General features: G+C 71.0%; 12 protein-coding genes. 3 read left to right on the top strand and 9 right to left on the bottom strand.

The features are described from left to right. Positions 1-170: 170 nt before the first annotated feature. The 6 genes from VLK66_RS02530 to VLK66_RS02505 all read right to left on the bottom strand — a co-directional run bounded on the left by VLK66_RS02530 (position 171) and on the right by VLK66_RS02505 (position 8,106). The gene (locus tag VLK66_RS02530) at positions 171-1,220 is read right to left on the bottom strand and encodes a glycosyltransferase family 9 protein (protein WP_325307634.1); all 1,050 of its coding nucleotides are present in this window, start codon (positions 1,218-1,220) and stop codon (positions 171-173) included. Continuing rightward, a complete protein-coding gene (locus VLK66_RS02525) occupies positions 1,217-2,323 on the bottom strand; it encodes a glycosyltransferase (RefSeq protein WP_325307633.1) in 1,107 nt (368 codons plus the stop codon). The genes VLK66_RS02530 and VLK66_RS02525 overlap by 4 nt, the downstream gene beginning before the upstream one ends. Next, positions 2,320-3,411 (bottom strand): glycosyltransferase, encoded by a 1,092-nt coding sequence (locus VLK66_RS02520; RefSeq protein ID WP_325307632.1) that lies wholly within the window; start codon positions 3,409-3,411, stop codon positions 2,320-2,322. The genes VLK66_RS02525 and VLK66_RS02520 overlap by 4 nt, the downstream gene beginning before the upstream one ends. A gap of 19 nt (positions 3,412-3,430) precedes the next feature. Further along, entirely contained in the window at positions 3,431-4,555 is a 1,125-nt protein-coding gene (locus VLK66_RS02515) for a DegT/DnrJ/EryC1/StrS family aminotransferase (RefSeq protein ID WP_325307630.1), read from the bottom strand. 138 nt (positions 4,556-4,693) lie between these two features. Then, positions 4,694-6,553: an ABC transporter ATP-binding protein gene (locus VLK66_RS02510; RefSeq protein ID WP_325307629.1), complete on the bottom strand. Its 1,860-nt coding sequence runs from the start codon at positions 6,551-6,553 to the stop codon at positions 4,694-4,696. After that, the gene (locus VLK66_RS02505) at positions 6,550-8,106 is read right to left on the bottom strand and encodes a response regulator (protein WP_325307628.1); all 1,557 of its coding nucleotides are present in this window, start codon (positions 8,104-8,106) and stop codon (positions 6,550-6,552) included. The genes VLK66_RS02510 and VLK66_RS02505 overlap by 4 nt, the downstream gene beginning before the upstream one ends. Positions 8,107-8,208: 102 nt before the next feature. Between VLK66_RS02505 and VLK66_RS02500 the strand changes: the two genes are divergently transcribed. After that, on the top strand, positions 8,209-9,063 hold the full coding sequence (locus tag VLK66_RS02500; protein ID WP_325307627.1) for a lipopolysaccharide kinase InaA family protein: 855 nt from the start codon (positions 8,209-8,211) through the stop codon (positions 9,061-9,063). Positions 9,064-9,426: 363 nt separating this feature from the next. On the opposite strand, the gene VLK66_RS02495 is transcribed toward VLK66_RS02500, so the two are convergent. From VLK66_RS02495 to VLK66_RS02485, 3 genes are all read right to left on the bottom strand, one after another. Continuing rightward, complete coding sequence (locus VLK66_RS02495; protein WP_325307626.1) at positions 9,427-10,098, bottom strand: hypothetical protein; 672 nt, start codon at positions 10,096-10,098, stop codon at positions 9,427-9,429. A 137-nt stretch (positions 10,099-10,235) separates the two neighbouring features. Continuing rightward, the gene (locus VLK66_RS02490) at positions 10,236-11,273 is read right to left on the bottom strand and encodes a glycosyltransferase family 9 protein (protein WP_325307625.1); all 1,038 of its coding nucleotides are present in this window, start codon (positions 11,271-11,273) and stop codon (positions 10,236-10,238) included. A gap of 412 nt (positions 11,274-11,685) precedes the next feature. Beyond that, positions 11,686-11,997: a non-heme iron oxygenase ferredoxin subunit gene (locus tag VLK66_RS02485; RefSeq protein WP_325307623.1), complete on the bottom strand. Its 312-nt coding sequence runs from the start codon at positions 11,995-11,997 to the stop codon at positions 11,686-11,688. Positions 11,998-12,211: 214 nt separating this feature from the next. Here VLK66_RS02485 and VLK66_RS02480 point away from each other — a divergent pair, with 214 nt between their 5' ends. Together VLK66_RS02480 and VLK66_RS02475 are read left to right on the top strand one after the other, a co-directional pair. Next, a complete protein-coding gene (locus tag VLK66_RS02480) occupies positions 12,212-13,228 on the top strand; it encodes a carboxypeptidase-like regulatory domain-containing protein (RefSeq protein WP_325307622.1) in 1,017 nt (338 codons plus the stop codon). A gap of 360 nt (positions 13,229-13,588) precedes the next feature. Next, the gene (locus VLK66_RS02475) at positions 13,589-14,137 is read left to right on the top strand and encodes a LemA family protein (RefSeq protein ID WP_325307621.1); all 549 of its coding nucleotides are present in this window, start codon (positions 13,589-13,591) and stop codon (positions 14,135-14,137) included. Positions 14,138-14,404: the final 267 nt, after the last annotated feature.

Below are 14,404 nucleotides of genomic sequence, written 5' to 3'. Positions count from 1 at the left end.
CCCCTCCGTTTACCTGCCGAAAGTAGAAGCCTGCCACCGGATCGTCAATGTTAATGCTCGAATGGAGTTCCGCTATAGCAAATCCAAACGCAATGATAGAAACAGTTTACAGGTTTATTGGCAGCGAAAGGAGCGGAGGCTGGAATTTCTGGAAATTATGGAATTTCTGGTCATGCGCTGCGAAGATGGTTCTCCGTGGCGAGCGCTATCTTCGCCACGACATCCTCGACGGTGATCCGCTCCATGCGCCCGAGCCTGGGCGTGAAGTTGGACGGGTCCGGCGCCTCGCCCGGCTCGGTGTAGCGGTCCACCCACAGGTCGTGGTATTTGCGCCAGGGGCCGACGCGCCACGGGTTCGTGTGGCCGTAGAGACCGATCACCGGCACGCCGAAAGCCCGCGCGATGTGAACCGGCCCCGTGTCCGGCGCCAGCACCAGGCTGCTCCCCGCGACGATCCACGCCAGCCGCCGGATGGAATCGCCGAGCGCCCAGTGCGGCTTCGCGCTCGACGCGGCGACGATGTCGCGGGCGAAACGCTGCTCGCGCTGGCCGGGGCCGCCCGCGAGCACCACGCGGAAGCCGAAGTCGTGCGCCAGCGCATCGGCCACGCGTGCCCAGCGCTCGGCGGGCCAGTCCTTCTTCGCGTTGGCGGAGGCGGGGATGATGGTGGCGACGCGGCGTCCCTCGAACCGCGTGAAGAACTCCGCCTGCGCGCGCCGCTCGTCATCGGTGAAGCGGATGCGCCACTCGGGGTGGGGGACGGCGAGGCCGAGGTGTTCCGCGAACTCCAGGAACATGTCGGCGGTGTGTGCGCGCGGGCGGGGATCGAGGTGGTGGTTGGACGCCAGCCACACGCCCTCGAACGAGCGCCCGCGGTCGAAGCCCAGCCGGTGGCGCGCGCGGGAGAGGAGCGTGGGCCACACGCTCTTGGTGTAGACGTTCAGGTTCAGCGCGAGGTCGATCCGCTCGCCCGCGGCCAGGTCGCGCGCCAGCCGGGCGACGCCGCGCAGGCCGTCCTTCTTGCGGTAGACGACCACGCGGTCGATGGACGGATGCCCCTCCAGCAGCGGCGCGGGCATCGGCTCCACGACCCAGGTGATGCGGCGCTCGGGATCGTCGTCCTTCAGCGCGTTCACCAGCGGCAGGCCGTGCACCACGTCGCCCAGGCCGGTGAGGAGGACGATGCAGACGTGGCGCGCGGGGTAGCGAAGCTCGCTCATCGGCCGCCGAAGAGGATGTCCTCGCACTCGCGCACCATCCGCTCCACCCCGAAGCGCTCGTGGATGCGGCGCAGCGCCTCGCCCGTGCGCTGGGCGATCGTTGGAGACGCCCCGCGGACGCCGCCCGCCACCTCGCCCAGCGCGGCGGCGAGCGCGGGGGCGTCGTCGGCGGGGACGATCCATCCCGCGGGCGCGCCGCCGGGCTCCGCCTCCAGCGCGCCGCGGACGCCGCTGATGCCGGTGGCGATGACGGGGACGCCGGCCGCCATCGCCTCCAGCATCACGTTCGCCATCCCCTCGTTGCGGCTGGGGACGACGAAGAGGTCGCATCCCGCGATCACGCCCGGCCCGTCGCCGCGGTGCCCGAGGAAGTGCACGCGCTCCGTGATCCCCATCTCCCTCGCAATCTCCACCAGCTCCGCTAGATGATCTCCGCCGCCCGCGATCACCACTCGTGCGTCGCCCAGATCGGCGGCGGCGAAGGCGCGGAGGAGGAGGTCGAAGCCCTTTCGCGGCGCCAGGTGGCCCGCGCCGCCGATGAGCAGCGTCTCCGGCCCGATCCCCAGCTCGTTCCGCAGTCTGGCGCGTAGACTCGGGCGCTCGGCATCGCGCGCGGGGAGGCCGTTCAGCACCAGGTTCACGCGGTCGGCCGGGAAGCCGGGGGCGGAGCGGAGCCAGGTGTCGCGGATCTCGGTGGAGTTCACGATCATCGCGTCCACCCAGCGGCGGAAGGCGCGGGCGCGGCCGCCGCGGCGCGGGAAGGTGCGGACGATCCCCAGCCGCACGGCGATGCGGGGGACGCGCGCGCGGCGGCCGGCCCACGCGCCCCACGCCAGCGGGCGCCACGAGGTCAGCAGCAGCGCATCCGGCCGCTCGCGGCGCAGCCACCGCGCGAAGGCGATCCCGCTCACCGCGTCCAGCTCGCCGCGCGGGCGGACGGGCGTGGTCGCGATCCCCATCTCCCCCAGCCGGTTGCGGACGGCGCCGCGCGGGCAGGAGACGACGACTTGGTGCCCGCGGGCGATCAGCCCGGACGCGAGCGTGGCCAGCCACTTCTCGTTGCCGCCCCACACGCGGCTGCCGTTCTGGATCACCAGCTTCATGGCGCCTCCGGTGGCGTGCGGCCGGCCAGCACCGCCTCCCACCGCTCCAGCATCGCATCCATCCCGAACCGCTCCGCCGCGCGCCGCCGCGCCGCGTCCTCCATCGCCGCGCGGCGTTCGGGATCGCGCAGGAGGCGGTGGAGCGCGGCGGCGATCTCATCTTCCGAGAACCCCGCGATCTCGCCCGGCGCGGTGCCGTCCGCGAACGGCTCCAGCGCGTCCTCGGCGCCGCTCACGGGCGTGCTGACGACGGGGACGCCGGCGGCGAGCGCCTCGAGCATGGCGTTGGAGAGCCCCTCGCGGTCGGAGGAGAGGACGAAGACGTCGAGCGCGTCCAGCACGTCGCCGGTGTCGTCGCGGTGGCCGAGGAAGTGGACGCGCGCGGCGATGCCGAGCTCCGCCGCCAGCGATTCCAGCGCCGCGCGCTCTTCTCCATCGCCCGCCAAGATGCAGTGCAGGTCGGGGATGATGGAGATGGCGCGCAGGAGCCGGTCGAGCCGCTTCTGCCGCGCGAGCCGTGCGACGGCGCCAACCACGGGCGCGTCGGGGGCGATGCCGAGCGCGGCGCGGACGGAGCCGTGCGGCGCGCGGGGGACGGGCATCTCCACGCCGTTGTGGATCACGACGACGCGGTCGGCAGCGAAGCCGGGGAGATCGGCGAAGGCGGGGCGGATGCGGCGCGCGTTCACCACGACCGCATCGACCCAGCGCGGAAGGGCGAAGCGGTACTTGGCCGAGCGCGGCGTGTCCGTCTCCAGCCCCACGCGCGCGACGATGCGCGGCACGCGCGCCAGGCGGGCGCCGAGCGCGGCCAGGAACAGCTTCTTGTAGGTGCCGACGACGAACGCGTCCGGCCGCAGCCGCCGGAGCCGGCGCGCGAGGCGAAACGCGTGCGGGAGCATCGCATCTCCGCCCAGCGGCAGGAGTTCGGTGGGGACGCCGAGCGCGGCCGCGCGGCGCGCCACCCCGGCGTCGTTGCAGAGGAGGAGCACGCGGTGGCCGCGCCGCTGGAGGCCAGCCAGCAGGACCGCCGTTGCGCGCTCCGCGCCGCCCCAGATGCGCGCGCCGTTGTGCGCGACGACGAACATCGGCCGGCGGCGCGGCGGGCTACGCGCCGAAGAAGGCGCGGATCGTGTCGGCCACGTGCCCGGTCTGCGCCTCCGTCAGCTCGGGGTACACGGGGATCGACAGCACCTCGCGGCAGGCGCGCTCGCTCTCGGGGAACTGCCCCTCGCGATAGCCGAGATACGCGAAGCACTCCTGCAGGTGCAGCGGAACGGGATAGTAGACCGACGAGCCGACGCCGTGCGCCGTCAGGTGGTCGCGCAGCGCGTCGCGCTTCCCGTCCAGCACGCGCACGGTGTACTGGTTCACGATGGACTCGTTGCCGTCGCGCACCACCGGCGTCGCCAGCCCGCCGATCCCGGCCAGGGCTTCATCGTAGAACGCGGCGTGGCGGCGGCGGGCGGCGCTCCACGCCTCCAGGTGCGGGAGCTTGGCGGCCAGCACGGCGGCCTGCAGCGCGTCGAGCCGCGAGTTGTAGCCCACCTCCTCGTGGTGGTACATCTGCCGCCCGCCGTGCACGCGCAGCTTGCGCAGCCGCTCGGCGGTGGCGTCGTCGTTCGTCACCGTCATCCCCGCGTCGCCGAACGCGCCCAGGTTCTTGGTGGGGAAGAAGGAGAAGGCGCACGCGTCGCCCAGCGTGCCCGTGGTGATCCACGCGCCGTCCGCCCCACGCTGGCGCGCGCCGATGGCCTGCGCCGCATCCTCGATCACCGCGATGCCGCACCGCCGCCCGAGGGCCATGAACGCCGCCATGTCCGCCATCTGCCCGAAGAGGTGCACGGGCATCACCGCGCGGGTGCGCCCGGTCACCGCGGCCTCGGCGGCGGCGGGGTCGAGGTTGAAGGTGTCGGGCTCGATGTCGGCGAACACCGGCCGCGCGCCCACGTTGTGGATCGTCCCCGCGGTCGCGAAGAAGGTGAAGGGCGTGGTCACCACCTCCGCGCCGGGGCAGTCGAAGGCGCGCAGGGCGAGGAGGAGCGCGTCCGTGCCGCTCGCGCAGCCGACGGCGTGCTTCACCCCCAGCGCCCGCTCCACGTCGTGCTCGAACTCGTCCACGACGGGGCCCAGGATGAAGCGCTGGTCCTCGACCACCGACTGGATGGCGCGCATCACGTCGTCCGCGATGCCGCGGTACTGCTCCTTCAGGTCCAGAAGCGGAACGTTCATCTATCGATCACGAAAGTTGGGAGTTGGATTCGGGTTACAGTGCCAAGTCCTAAGTCCTAAGTCCTAAGTGCTAAGTCCTAAGTGGATGAGGAAAAACCACTTGGGACTTAGGACTTGGGACTCAGGACTTCTTTTCCCTCAGTCCACCGCCTCGACCAGCGGCGACTCCGCGCGCTCGTCCTCGACCGCGAACTGGAGATCGTACAGGCGCCGGTAGACGCCGTTCAGCCGCAGCAGCTCGTCGTGCGTGCCGCGCTCCACGATGCGGCCGCGGTCCAGCACCACGATCTGGTCCGCGCGCCGCACCGTCGACAGCCGGTGGGCGATGACGAGCACCGCGCGGTGCGCCATCACCTCGTCGATGGCCTGCTGCACCAGCCGCTCGCTCTCGGTGTCCAGCGCGCTGGTGGCCTCGTCCAGGATCAGCAGCGGGGGATTGCGCAGCAGCGCGCGGGCGATGGCGATGCGCTGCCGCTGCCCGCCCGAGAGCCGCGTTCCCTTCTCCCCCAGCACCGTGTCGTACCCGCTCGGCAGCGCGGCGATGAACTCGTGCGCGTTGGCCGCGCGCGCCGCTGCCTCGACCTCGGCCTGCGGCGCGTCGGTGCGCCCGTAGGCGATGTTCGCGCGGACGGTGTCGTGGAAAAGGATGGTCTCCTGCGTCACGATCCCCAGGATCCCCCGCACCTCGGCCAGCCGCAGGTCGCGCAGGTCCACGCCGTCCAGCGTGATGTGCCCGGAGGTCGGGTCGTGGAAGCGGGGGACCAGGTCCGCCAGCGTGCTCTTTCCCGCGCCGCTGGGGCCGACCAGGGCGACGACCTCGCCGGGGCGGATGGACAGGTCGATCTCCTCCAGCACCGGCGTGTCGGGCGAGTACGCGAAGCCCACGCGCTCGAAGCGCAGCTCGCGCCGGAAGCCGGGGAACGGCGCCGCGTCCGCCCGGTCGATCACCTCGATCGGCCGGTCCACCAGCTCGAAGGCGCGCTCCGCGGCGGCCAGCCCCGGCTGCACCTGCGCCGGGTAGTTGCCGATGAACTTCACCGGCACCGCCAGCTTCCCCGCGAACATCAGCGCCGCCAGCAGCTCGCTCGGCGTCAGCGTCCGCGCCCCCAGCACCAGCCAGGTGCCGTACCAGAGCAGCGCCAGGATCGTGGCCGCCGAGATCATCTCCGTGGCGGGGGGGATGAACTTGCGCCAGCGGTCGTTGCGCACCAGTGCCTTGTAGTGGCGCCGCGTCAGCGCCCGGAAGCGCTCCTCCTCGAACGCCTCGGCCCCCGACGCCTTCACCAGCCGGATCCCGCTCACCGTCTCCTGCACGTGGCTGGCAACCTCGCCCACCGCGTCCAGCACCTTCATCACCCCGCGGCGCAGCCGCTTGCGCAGCCGCCCCCACAGCATGGCGGTCAGCGGGACGAAGAGGAGGGCGACCAGCGTCAGCTGCCACGAGAGCAGCAGCAGCATGGTGACGTACACCAGCGCCTGGATGATGGACGACAGCAGCTTGGCCAGATTGTTGGTGACCAGCGCCCGCATCTGGTCCACGTCGTTGGTCACCCGGCTGATCACCTGCCCGGCGCGCGTGCGCTGGAAGAACGGGAAGCCCAGCCGCAGCAGGTGCGCGTAGATGTCGTTGCGCAGGTCGCGCGTCACCCGCCCTTCGATCACCGTGACCAGCACGCTCCAGATGTAGTTGGCAACGTTCTTCAGCAGGTAGACCAGGAAGAGGAGCGCGACCACGTTGCGCAGCGCCACCATCGGCTCGTTCCCCTGCACCAGCCCGCCCACCGTCCACCGCAGCAGCCGGCCCACCGCGCCGCCGCCGAACGCCTGGCTGGTGCGCGCCACCGTCTGCCCGCCGTTGAACAGCAGGTCCAGGAAGGGGATGAGGAGCGTGAACGAGAACGCGTCGAGCGCGTTGTCGATGGTCATGGCCACGATGGCCAGCCCGAAGAGCCTCCGCTGCGGCCGCAGGTAGCGGAGGATGCGGAGATAGACGCTCATCGCGGGGTGAGCAGCGCCACCGGAAGGATCATCTCCTCGGGGCTGATGCCGCCGTGCAGGAAGCTGCCGCGGTAGCGCGCCTGGTACTGGCGCAGCTTGGTGGGATACACGAAGAAGACGTCTTCCAGCGCGATCAGGTAGTTCGTGGCCTGCCGCCCCGGGGGGAAGCGCAGCCGCCGCGGGTCGTGCGTGGAGTACGCCGTGGTCGGGTCCTCGGCGCGCAGGTCGTCGCCGAACTTGTAGCGCAGGTTCTGCGTGGTGTCGCGCTTGGCGAACACCGTGGCCGGGCGGTGGCAGTGGATGGACCCGTGGTCCGTGGTCACCAGCACCGGGATCCCCTTCTGCAGCGCGTCGCGGATGGCGGTCAGCGCCTCGCTGCGCTCAAACCACTGCCGGGTGAGCGCGCGCAGCGCCTCCTTGTCGCGCGCCACCTCCATCAGCACCGCGCTCTCCGAGCGGCCGTGCGTGAGCTGGTCCACGAAGTTGAACACCACCGCCGTCACGCCGGGCTGCGCCATGTGCGCGGGAAGGCGGCGGAGCATGGCCTCGCCATCGCCCGCGTCGAACACCTTCTCGTAGTGCACGGGAAGCGAGGCGCCCTCGATGCGCGCCACCTGCTCGCGGAAGAGCTCGCCCTCGAACGAGTTCAGGCTCCCCTCGCCCTCCCATCCCCACCACCCGGGCACGCGCGCGGAGATCTCATCCGGGTACAGGCCGGAGAAGATGGCGTTGCGGGAGAAAGGAGTCGCCGTCGGCAGGATGGAGTAGTACAGCGCCTCCTCCACCTGTGCGTAGGGCGCCAGCAGGGGGATGAGGGTGCGCCACTGGTCCAGCCGCAGGCAGTCGATGATGACGAAGAGGACGGTGGCGTCCTTCCCCAGCATCGGCGCCAGGAACTGGGGGACGATGTCCACCGAGAGCGGGGGCCGGTTCGTGGCGCCGGTGATCCAGTCGCTGTACTCGTCGCACACCCACTCGCAGAACTCGCGGCGGAAGTCGTCGAGCAGCGTTTCCAGCGCGGCCAGCAGCCCCGTCTCGCCCGCGGTGCGCAGGCGCAGCTCCCAGTCCACCAGCTCCGAGTAGTCGCGCGCCCACTCGCGCCATCCGCGCGGCTCGCGGCCGGCGTTCAGCTCGCGGAAGCGGAGCGTGAAGTCGCGCGCCACCTGCTCCTGCTGCAGCTGGCGGCCCTCGAGCAGCCGGGTGACGACGGAGAGCACCTGGCGCGGGGAGGTGGGCTTGACGAGGTAGTCGGCCACGCGGCGGCCGATGGCCTCGGTCATGGTGCGGTCTTCCTCGCTCTTCGTCACCATCACCACCGGCACGCGCGCGTCCATCCGCCTGAGCTCGTCGAACACCTCCATCCCGCTGCGGCCGGGCATCTGCTCGTCCAGCAGCACCAGGTCGTAGGGCGACAGACGAAGGAGCTCCAGCGCGTCGTCGCCGTTGGACACGGCGTCGACGTGGTAGCCGCGCCCCTGCATGAACAGCAGGTGGGGGCGAAGGAGGTCGATTTCGTCGTCGACCCAGAGCAGGCGCTTGGCGGGTGCGGGCATAGGGGCGAAAAGCTAGCCGCGGCGCGCCCGGGGGTCAACGCGCGCGGCGCGGCGCAAGCCGAAATTTGACAACGGACAACGCCCGCCCGCAGCTTGCGGCGCATGAGCCGAAACCCGGGCACCCACGACGCCTCGCTGGCGGACTTCGTTCCGATGGTGGACGGCCGCACCCGCCTGCTGGTGCGCCGCGGCTGGGAGGACGCCGCCGAGCACCTCTCCGACCCCGACACCATCCGGGCCGGCGAGACCGTGGCGGGCGGGCGCGAGGCGCATCCCGTCACCACGCTGCCGAACGGCGCCCGCGTGGTGGTCCGCCGCTACCGGCGCGGGGGGATGATGCGCTGGGTGAACCGCGTGGTCTACTTCGGCGGCAACCGCGCCTTCGACGAGCTGCGGGCCACCGAGCGCGCGCGCGCCGGCGGCGTGCGCGCCCCCGTGGTCGTCGCGGCGATCGAGCGGCCGGCGCGGCTGGCCGGCTACCGCGCCTGGCTGGCCACGGAGCTGGTGGCCGGCGGCGTGGACTTCGCGGCGTGGCTCGCGGTGGAGGGCGGAGACGAGACGCGGCGGCGCGCGGTGCTGGCGGAGGCGGGGCGGCAGATGGGGATGATGCACGCGGCCGGCGTGGCCCACCCCGACGTGAACCTGCGCAACCTCCTGGTCGCGCCCGGGCATGGCGATCCCGAGGTGTACCTGCTGGACTTCGACCGGGCGGACGTCGGCACGAACCCCGTCTCCGCCGCGCGCCGTGTGCGCGACCTGCGGCGCCTGGCCCGCTCCGCGCGCAAGCTGCGGACAGGCCTCGCCGCGGCCGACTGGCTCGCCTTCCGCGCCGGCTACGGCGACGACTGGCCCCCGGGCCTCGACCTCGCCAAGCCGCCGAAGGAAGAGCTTCGCGCGGAGGGCGCGGACGCGCCGGGCGACGAGGAGCCGGTGGCAGGGGACGAGTCGGAAGGATGAAAGCAGCGGGCCCGAACCATCGAGTTCGGGCCCGCTCGTGCTCAGCTGGACGGCTTCGGATCGAATGTCGGCGAGACCGGCGGCGCGGGAGGCGTCGCCCTGCCGAACGGCACACCGAACGCCCCTGGCACGAACGGCCGCCGCGGAGGCTCGTCGCAGGTTTTCTTCTGGCGCCTGAAGCCCTCAAACGGATCGAAGGGAGGTGCAGGCTCGAGAGAGTAGGGTACCCGCGGCGGAGGCGGCGGGGGCGGGTCGGGCGAGAACGGGACGCCGAACGGCGCGGGAGCGAAGTCCGGCCGCGGTCCCTTCGGATCCTTGTTCCACCCGCCCTTCATCTTCCCCAACGGGAAAGTCGAACCTCTTCTACGGATGGGCATTCAGGCCTCCCCGGTGCGATTTCTCCTTCATCGGCTCGATGACCAGCGCGGTTGCGCTTCGCGCGAGATATACGTGGTCAGTGTCGTACAGTTTCGTGAACGTCGTATTGCGGAAGACCTCCACGTCGCTCAGGAGCAGTTCGGCCTCGCGGGAGGTTTCGGAAAAGATCTCCACGGTTCCGATGTACGCCGCGTCCTGCGCGAGGTCCCGCACGAGCACGTATTTCCCGAGCGGCGAGTTCAGCATCGTGCTCCACACGTCGATGTCGCCCGTGTTGCGGGTCAGGCCCAGCGAGTACGCCGCCCTGTGCACCAGCCTGCGGTTCAGCACGGTCGAGATCACCGCCACGAGAACCATCCCGACCAGTGCCGCCAGCGCGATCTCCCGCCACGCAATGTGAACGTGATCGTCGATGAGCGCGTCGAAGAACGTCACATCCAGGGGTTCGCGGAGCCGCAGCCACTGCGCCGCGCTCGCCGTCACGTCGCGCGCCGCGGCCAGCGACAGGTACGACGCCATCCCGAGCGCGAACGCGTTGGTGAGGAACTGCACGGGCGTCCGCTCGCGGTGCACCGTCAGCGCGTCCAGCAGGATCGCGCAGAGCACGCCGGGGAAGAACAGCAGGAGGACGCGCAGCGTTACGGACGAGAGCTCCACGAGCGCGCGAAGGTTCGGGCTGCGTGTGAACCGCCGGAGTGCAGAAGGTAAACGGAGCGGGGAGAGCCGGTCAAGCCGTTACGGCGCAATCGATGCGAATGCGCCAGCGTGCGTACACTTTGTTGCGGACGTGGCGATCAGCGCCCGCGCGGATACCGCTTCAGCGCCAGCTCCACCTTCTCCACCACCTGCTCGGGGGTGATGCGCTCCATGCGGCCGGGGCGGTATTCGGCGCTCACGGGATAATCCTCGCCGGGGTCGCCGTACGCGTCGATCATCAGGTCGTGGAAGCGGCGGTAGGGGCCCACGCGCTTGGGGTTCGTGTAGCCCATCAGCGCCACCGTGGGCGTGTTCAGGGCGACGCCGGCGTGCAGCGGCCCGGTGTCGGGGCTCACCAGCACGTCCGCGCGGTCGATGAGGTACACGAGGCGGCGCAGGTCCCACTCCAGCAGGTCCAGCGGCGCGTGGCCGGAGAGGCGCTTGATCGCCGCCGCCGCTTCGAGTTCGCGGGAGGACTTGCCGCCGACGAGCATCGTCTGCACGCCGAGGTCGCCCGCCAGCGCGTCGGCCACGCGGGCGTAGCGCTCCGCCGGCCACTCCTTCCCCGGCTTGCTGGTGCCGACGACCAGGGCGACGGTGGGGCGGCCGTCTTCGGGAAGGAGATGCCGGTACTTCGCGGACTCTTCCGCCGTCGGGCCGAGGCCCCACTCGAGGAGCGGGGGGACGCCGAGGTGCTCGAGGAACTCGAAGTACTGGTCCTGCACGTGGCGCTGGCCGCGCGGGGGGATGCGCTCGGTGGTGAACAGCCAGTTGAAGTCGCGCGCCCGCGCCCGGTCGAACCCCAGCTTGCGCGGCGAGTCGAGGAGCGCCGTGACGAGCCCCGCCTTGAGGTACACCTGCAGCGCGATCACCAGGTCGAAGCGCCGGCCGCGGACGGCGCGGCGCACGTCTGCGTAGGCGCGCCACCCTTTCTTGCGGTCGAAGACGACGAACTCGTCGACGGCGGGATGGTTGGCGACCAGCGCGTGCGGGCCGGGCTGGATGATCCAGGTGATGCGCGCGTCCGGTGCGTGCGCGCGCAGCGAGTTGACGACCGGAAGCGTGTGCACCGCGTCGCCGATGGCGCTCATCATGACGATGGCGATACGGGCGCCGTTCAGGTCGGTGGCGGGCACGGCGTTGGATCGGTGCAGGGCGAAAGCACGCCGCCGCCCCCGGTGGCTCCGGAAGCGGCGGACGGACGGCGGGGATTGTACGGCAACGCGGCGGAGGCGTCAACGAGGGAACCGGCAACCGCTCGTTTCCGCGGCATCGTGCCCTCTCCGGCCGGCTTAGGCCGTCCACCTCTCCCGTACCGGGCGAGGTAGCTGGATGGGATCTGCACTGGGCGGCGGCATCGTGCCCGCCTGGCTGGAACCCGTTCCGCGCTCGGGAACGCGCGCGGATGCTCGCGAGCCACCCTCTCCCGGGACGGGCCGGGACGGGAGAGGGTCGCGCCCTCCGGCGCGGGGTGAGGGCGGCACGGGGGCTCGGCGCGCACCAAACACGCCCGAGTCCCCCGCGGTTCCGCCGTTCCGCCGTCCGGGTCTACGGCATCGTCACGAAGATGCGGCCCTCGTCGTCGACGCGGGTGTCGAAGCCGCGGAGGGGGATGCTGGCGGGGGGCGAGCAGACGGCGCCCGTCCGCACGTCGAACTGGGCGCCGTGCCACTCGCAGGTCAGCACGCCGTCCTCGATCTCGCCGCCGTCCAGCGGCAGCTCCTCGTGGGTGCAGATCCCCTGCAGCGCGTAGATCTCGCCGTCCACGTTGCAGAGCACGATCTCCTCGCGCGCGACGGTGAAGCCGCGCGCCTCGCCGGGGGGGACCGCCGTCACGCGGGCCACTTCGTATTCCGCCATCCGTCCGTCTCTTGCCGATTCGGGGGGTGATTGCCGAGCGTGAAGTTCGGCCCGCCCCCGCCGCCCCGCAACCCGTTTTGTCGCGGTCCGGGAACATGCGGCGTTGCAGGGACGTAGACAGCGGCTTCGGACATGGAAATGTGCGGAAGTGCGTGAGTGCGTGAGTGCGTTGGAGATAGCGCAGTCCTGATTCACTGAAACGCGGCGTTGGGTGATGACGATTCGCCGGGTGGTGGTCGCGCTGGTGCTCGTGCTGGGCTGCGGCGGGCGTGTGCTCGCGCAGGCGGGGACAGGCATGGTACGCGGGCGCGTGACCGGCGCGGCGGACCGGGCGCCGGTGTCGTACGCGCTGGTGCGGCTGGCGCCGGTGGGGACCGGGGCGCCGCCGCGGACCGCGCTGACCGATGCGGAGGGGGCGTTCGCCTTCGCGGCCGTGGCGCCGGGGACGTACCGCTTGCAGCTGGAGCGCATCGGCTTCGGGTCCGAGGCCACGGAGGCGTTCACCGTCGCGGCGGACCAGACGGTGGAGCGCGACATCCGCAGCGCGCCGCGCGCCGTGGCCATCCAGGGGATCGTGGCGACGGCGGAGTGCCGCACCGCCGGGAACCTGGCGCAGTCTCCCTCGCTGGCCGCGCTCTGGGCCGAGGCGGTGAAGGCGGTGGAGACGCGGCGGGCGTTCGACGACGCGTATCACTACGAGTTCGACATGCGCCAGTATTCCAGCTACTCGGAGCGGAACGGCGGCGCGCTGGACTCGGTGGTGCGCCACGTGACCATGGACCCGCGCAACCGCATGGACCGCAACCGCTCCGGCTGGGGACGCGTGTCGCCGCAGCGGATGACGCTGGAGATCCCGGACGGGCACGAGATCCTGGACCCGGCCTTCCTCCGCTCGCACTGCCTGGACGGCGGGCTGGACGAGGAGGCGGGCGTCTACACCCTGGGCTTCCGCCCGCAGCGCTCGCGCCGCGGCCGCATCGACATCCGCGGCGAGCTGCGGCTGGACCGCGCCACGCTGCAGGTGACCAGCATCGAGGTGGAGTGGACCGACGCCGCGCGGGTGCTGATGGAGGCGACGGTGGAGTACACCGAGGCCACGGTCCCCGGCGGCACGGTGCGCCTGCCGCTGGGCGCCGTCTTCTCCGGCACCGCCCCTGCGTCCATGCACATCGGCCAGGTGCGCGGGCAGGTGCAGTTCGTCAACTACGGCAGGCTGGAGAAGGTGCGGTGAGGAAGTGCGGAAGTGCGTGAGTGCGGAAGTGCGATGGAAGTACGAGAGTACGAAAGTACGCCATCACTGATGGATTTACCTTGGTCATAGCGAGGCCGGCACTCAAGCGCGAGTGCCGGCCTTCTTCATCCCCCAAACATCCCCGCGTCTCCACCCCTCGTAAGCCTGACGCGGAGCCGCGGAGACGCGGAGGAGCCTGTGCTCGCGCCCCCCGCGTCTCCGCGTCTCCGCGTGAGAATCCGACGAACCAGACGGAGCCGCACGTCATCCCCCTTCCGCGTGCTCCGTGTACGTGCCTAAGTTTCGGCCTCCACTCCGCCCGGCGGCCATGGCCGGGCATCCTCCGTCATGGAGCGCCGCATGATCATCGCCCTGGTAGTGCTCGCGGTCGTCGTGCTGATGGTGATCCTCGTCTACAACGGCTTGGTGCGGCTGCGGCTGCAGGCGCAGAACGCCTGGTCGGACATCGACGTGCAGCTGAAGCGGCGCTGGGACCTCATCCCCAACCTGGTCGAGTCGGTGAAGGGGTACGCCTCGCACGAGCGCGGCACGCTGGAATCCGTCACCCAGGCGCGCACGCAGGCCATGCAGGCGCAGGGTGCCGGTCCCGCCCAGCGCGCGCAGGCCGAGGCGCAGCTCACCACCGCGCTGCAGGGCCTGACCGTCGCGGTCGAGGCGTATCCCCAGCTTCAGGCGTCCGGCGGCTTCCGCGACCTGCAGGCGCAGCTGGCGCAGATCGAGGACGCCGTCCAGAACGCGCGCCGCTACTACAACGCGGTCGTCCGCGACCTGAACGCCAAGATCATGACCTTCCCCTCGAACCTGATCGCCGGCCCGTTCGGCTTCCACCCGCGCGAGTTCTTCGAGGCCGGTGCCGCCGAGCGCGAAGTGCCGAAGGTCGCGTTCTAAAGCCAAAAAGAAGTCCCAAGTCCCAAGTCCCAAGTCCTAAGTGGTATAAGTCCGGCCGCACACCGAGCATGGTGAAGTTCGGACCTTTAATCACTTGGCACTTGGCACTTGGCACTTGGCACTTATGACTTAGCAGGCTGCTAAAAATCGCAATGTACACTTTCGGTCGAAGCGGCACGGCTGTAAATTGCCGTAACCTTCGGCCGGGAGCATGGATGCGCGGACGCGAACCAGAGCAGCGGGTGATGTTCAGCTACGTGAACATCG

It is taken from the genome of Longimicrobium sp., assembly GCF_035474595.1.
In the GTDB taxonomy this organism is placed as follows: domain Bacteria; phylum Gemmatimonadota; class Gemmatimonadetes; order Longimicrobiales; family Longimicrobiaceae; genus Longimicrobium.
This window is presented reverse-complemented; position numbering and strand designations above follow the sequence as displayed.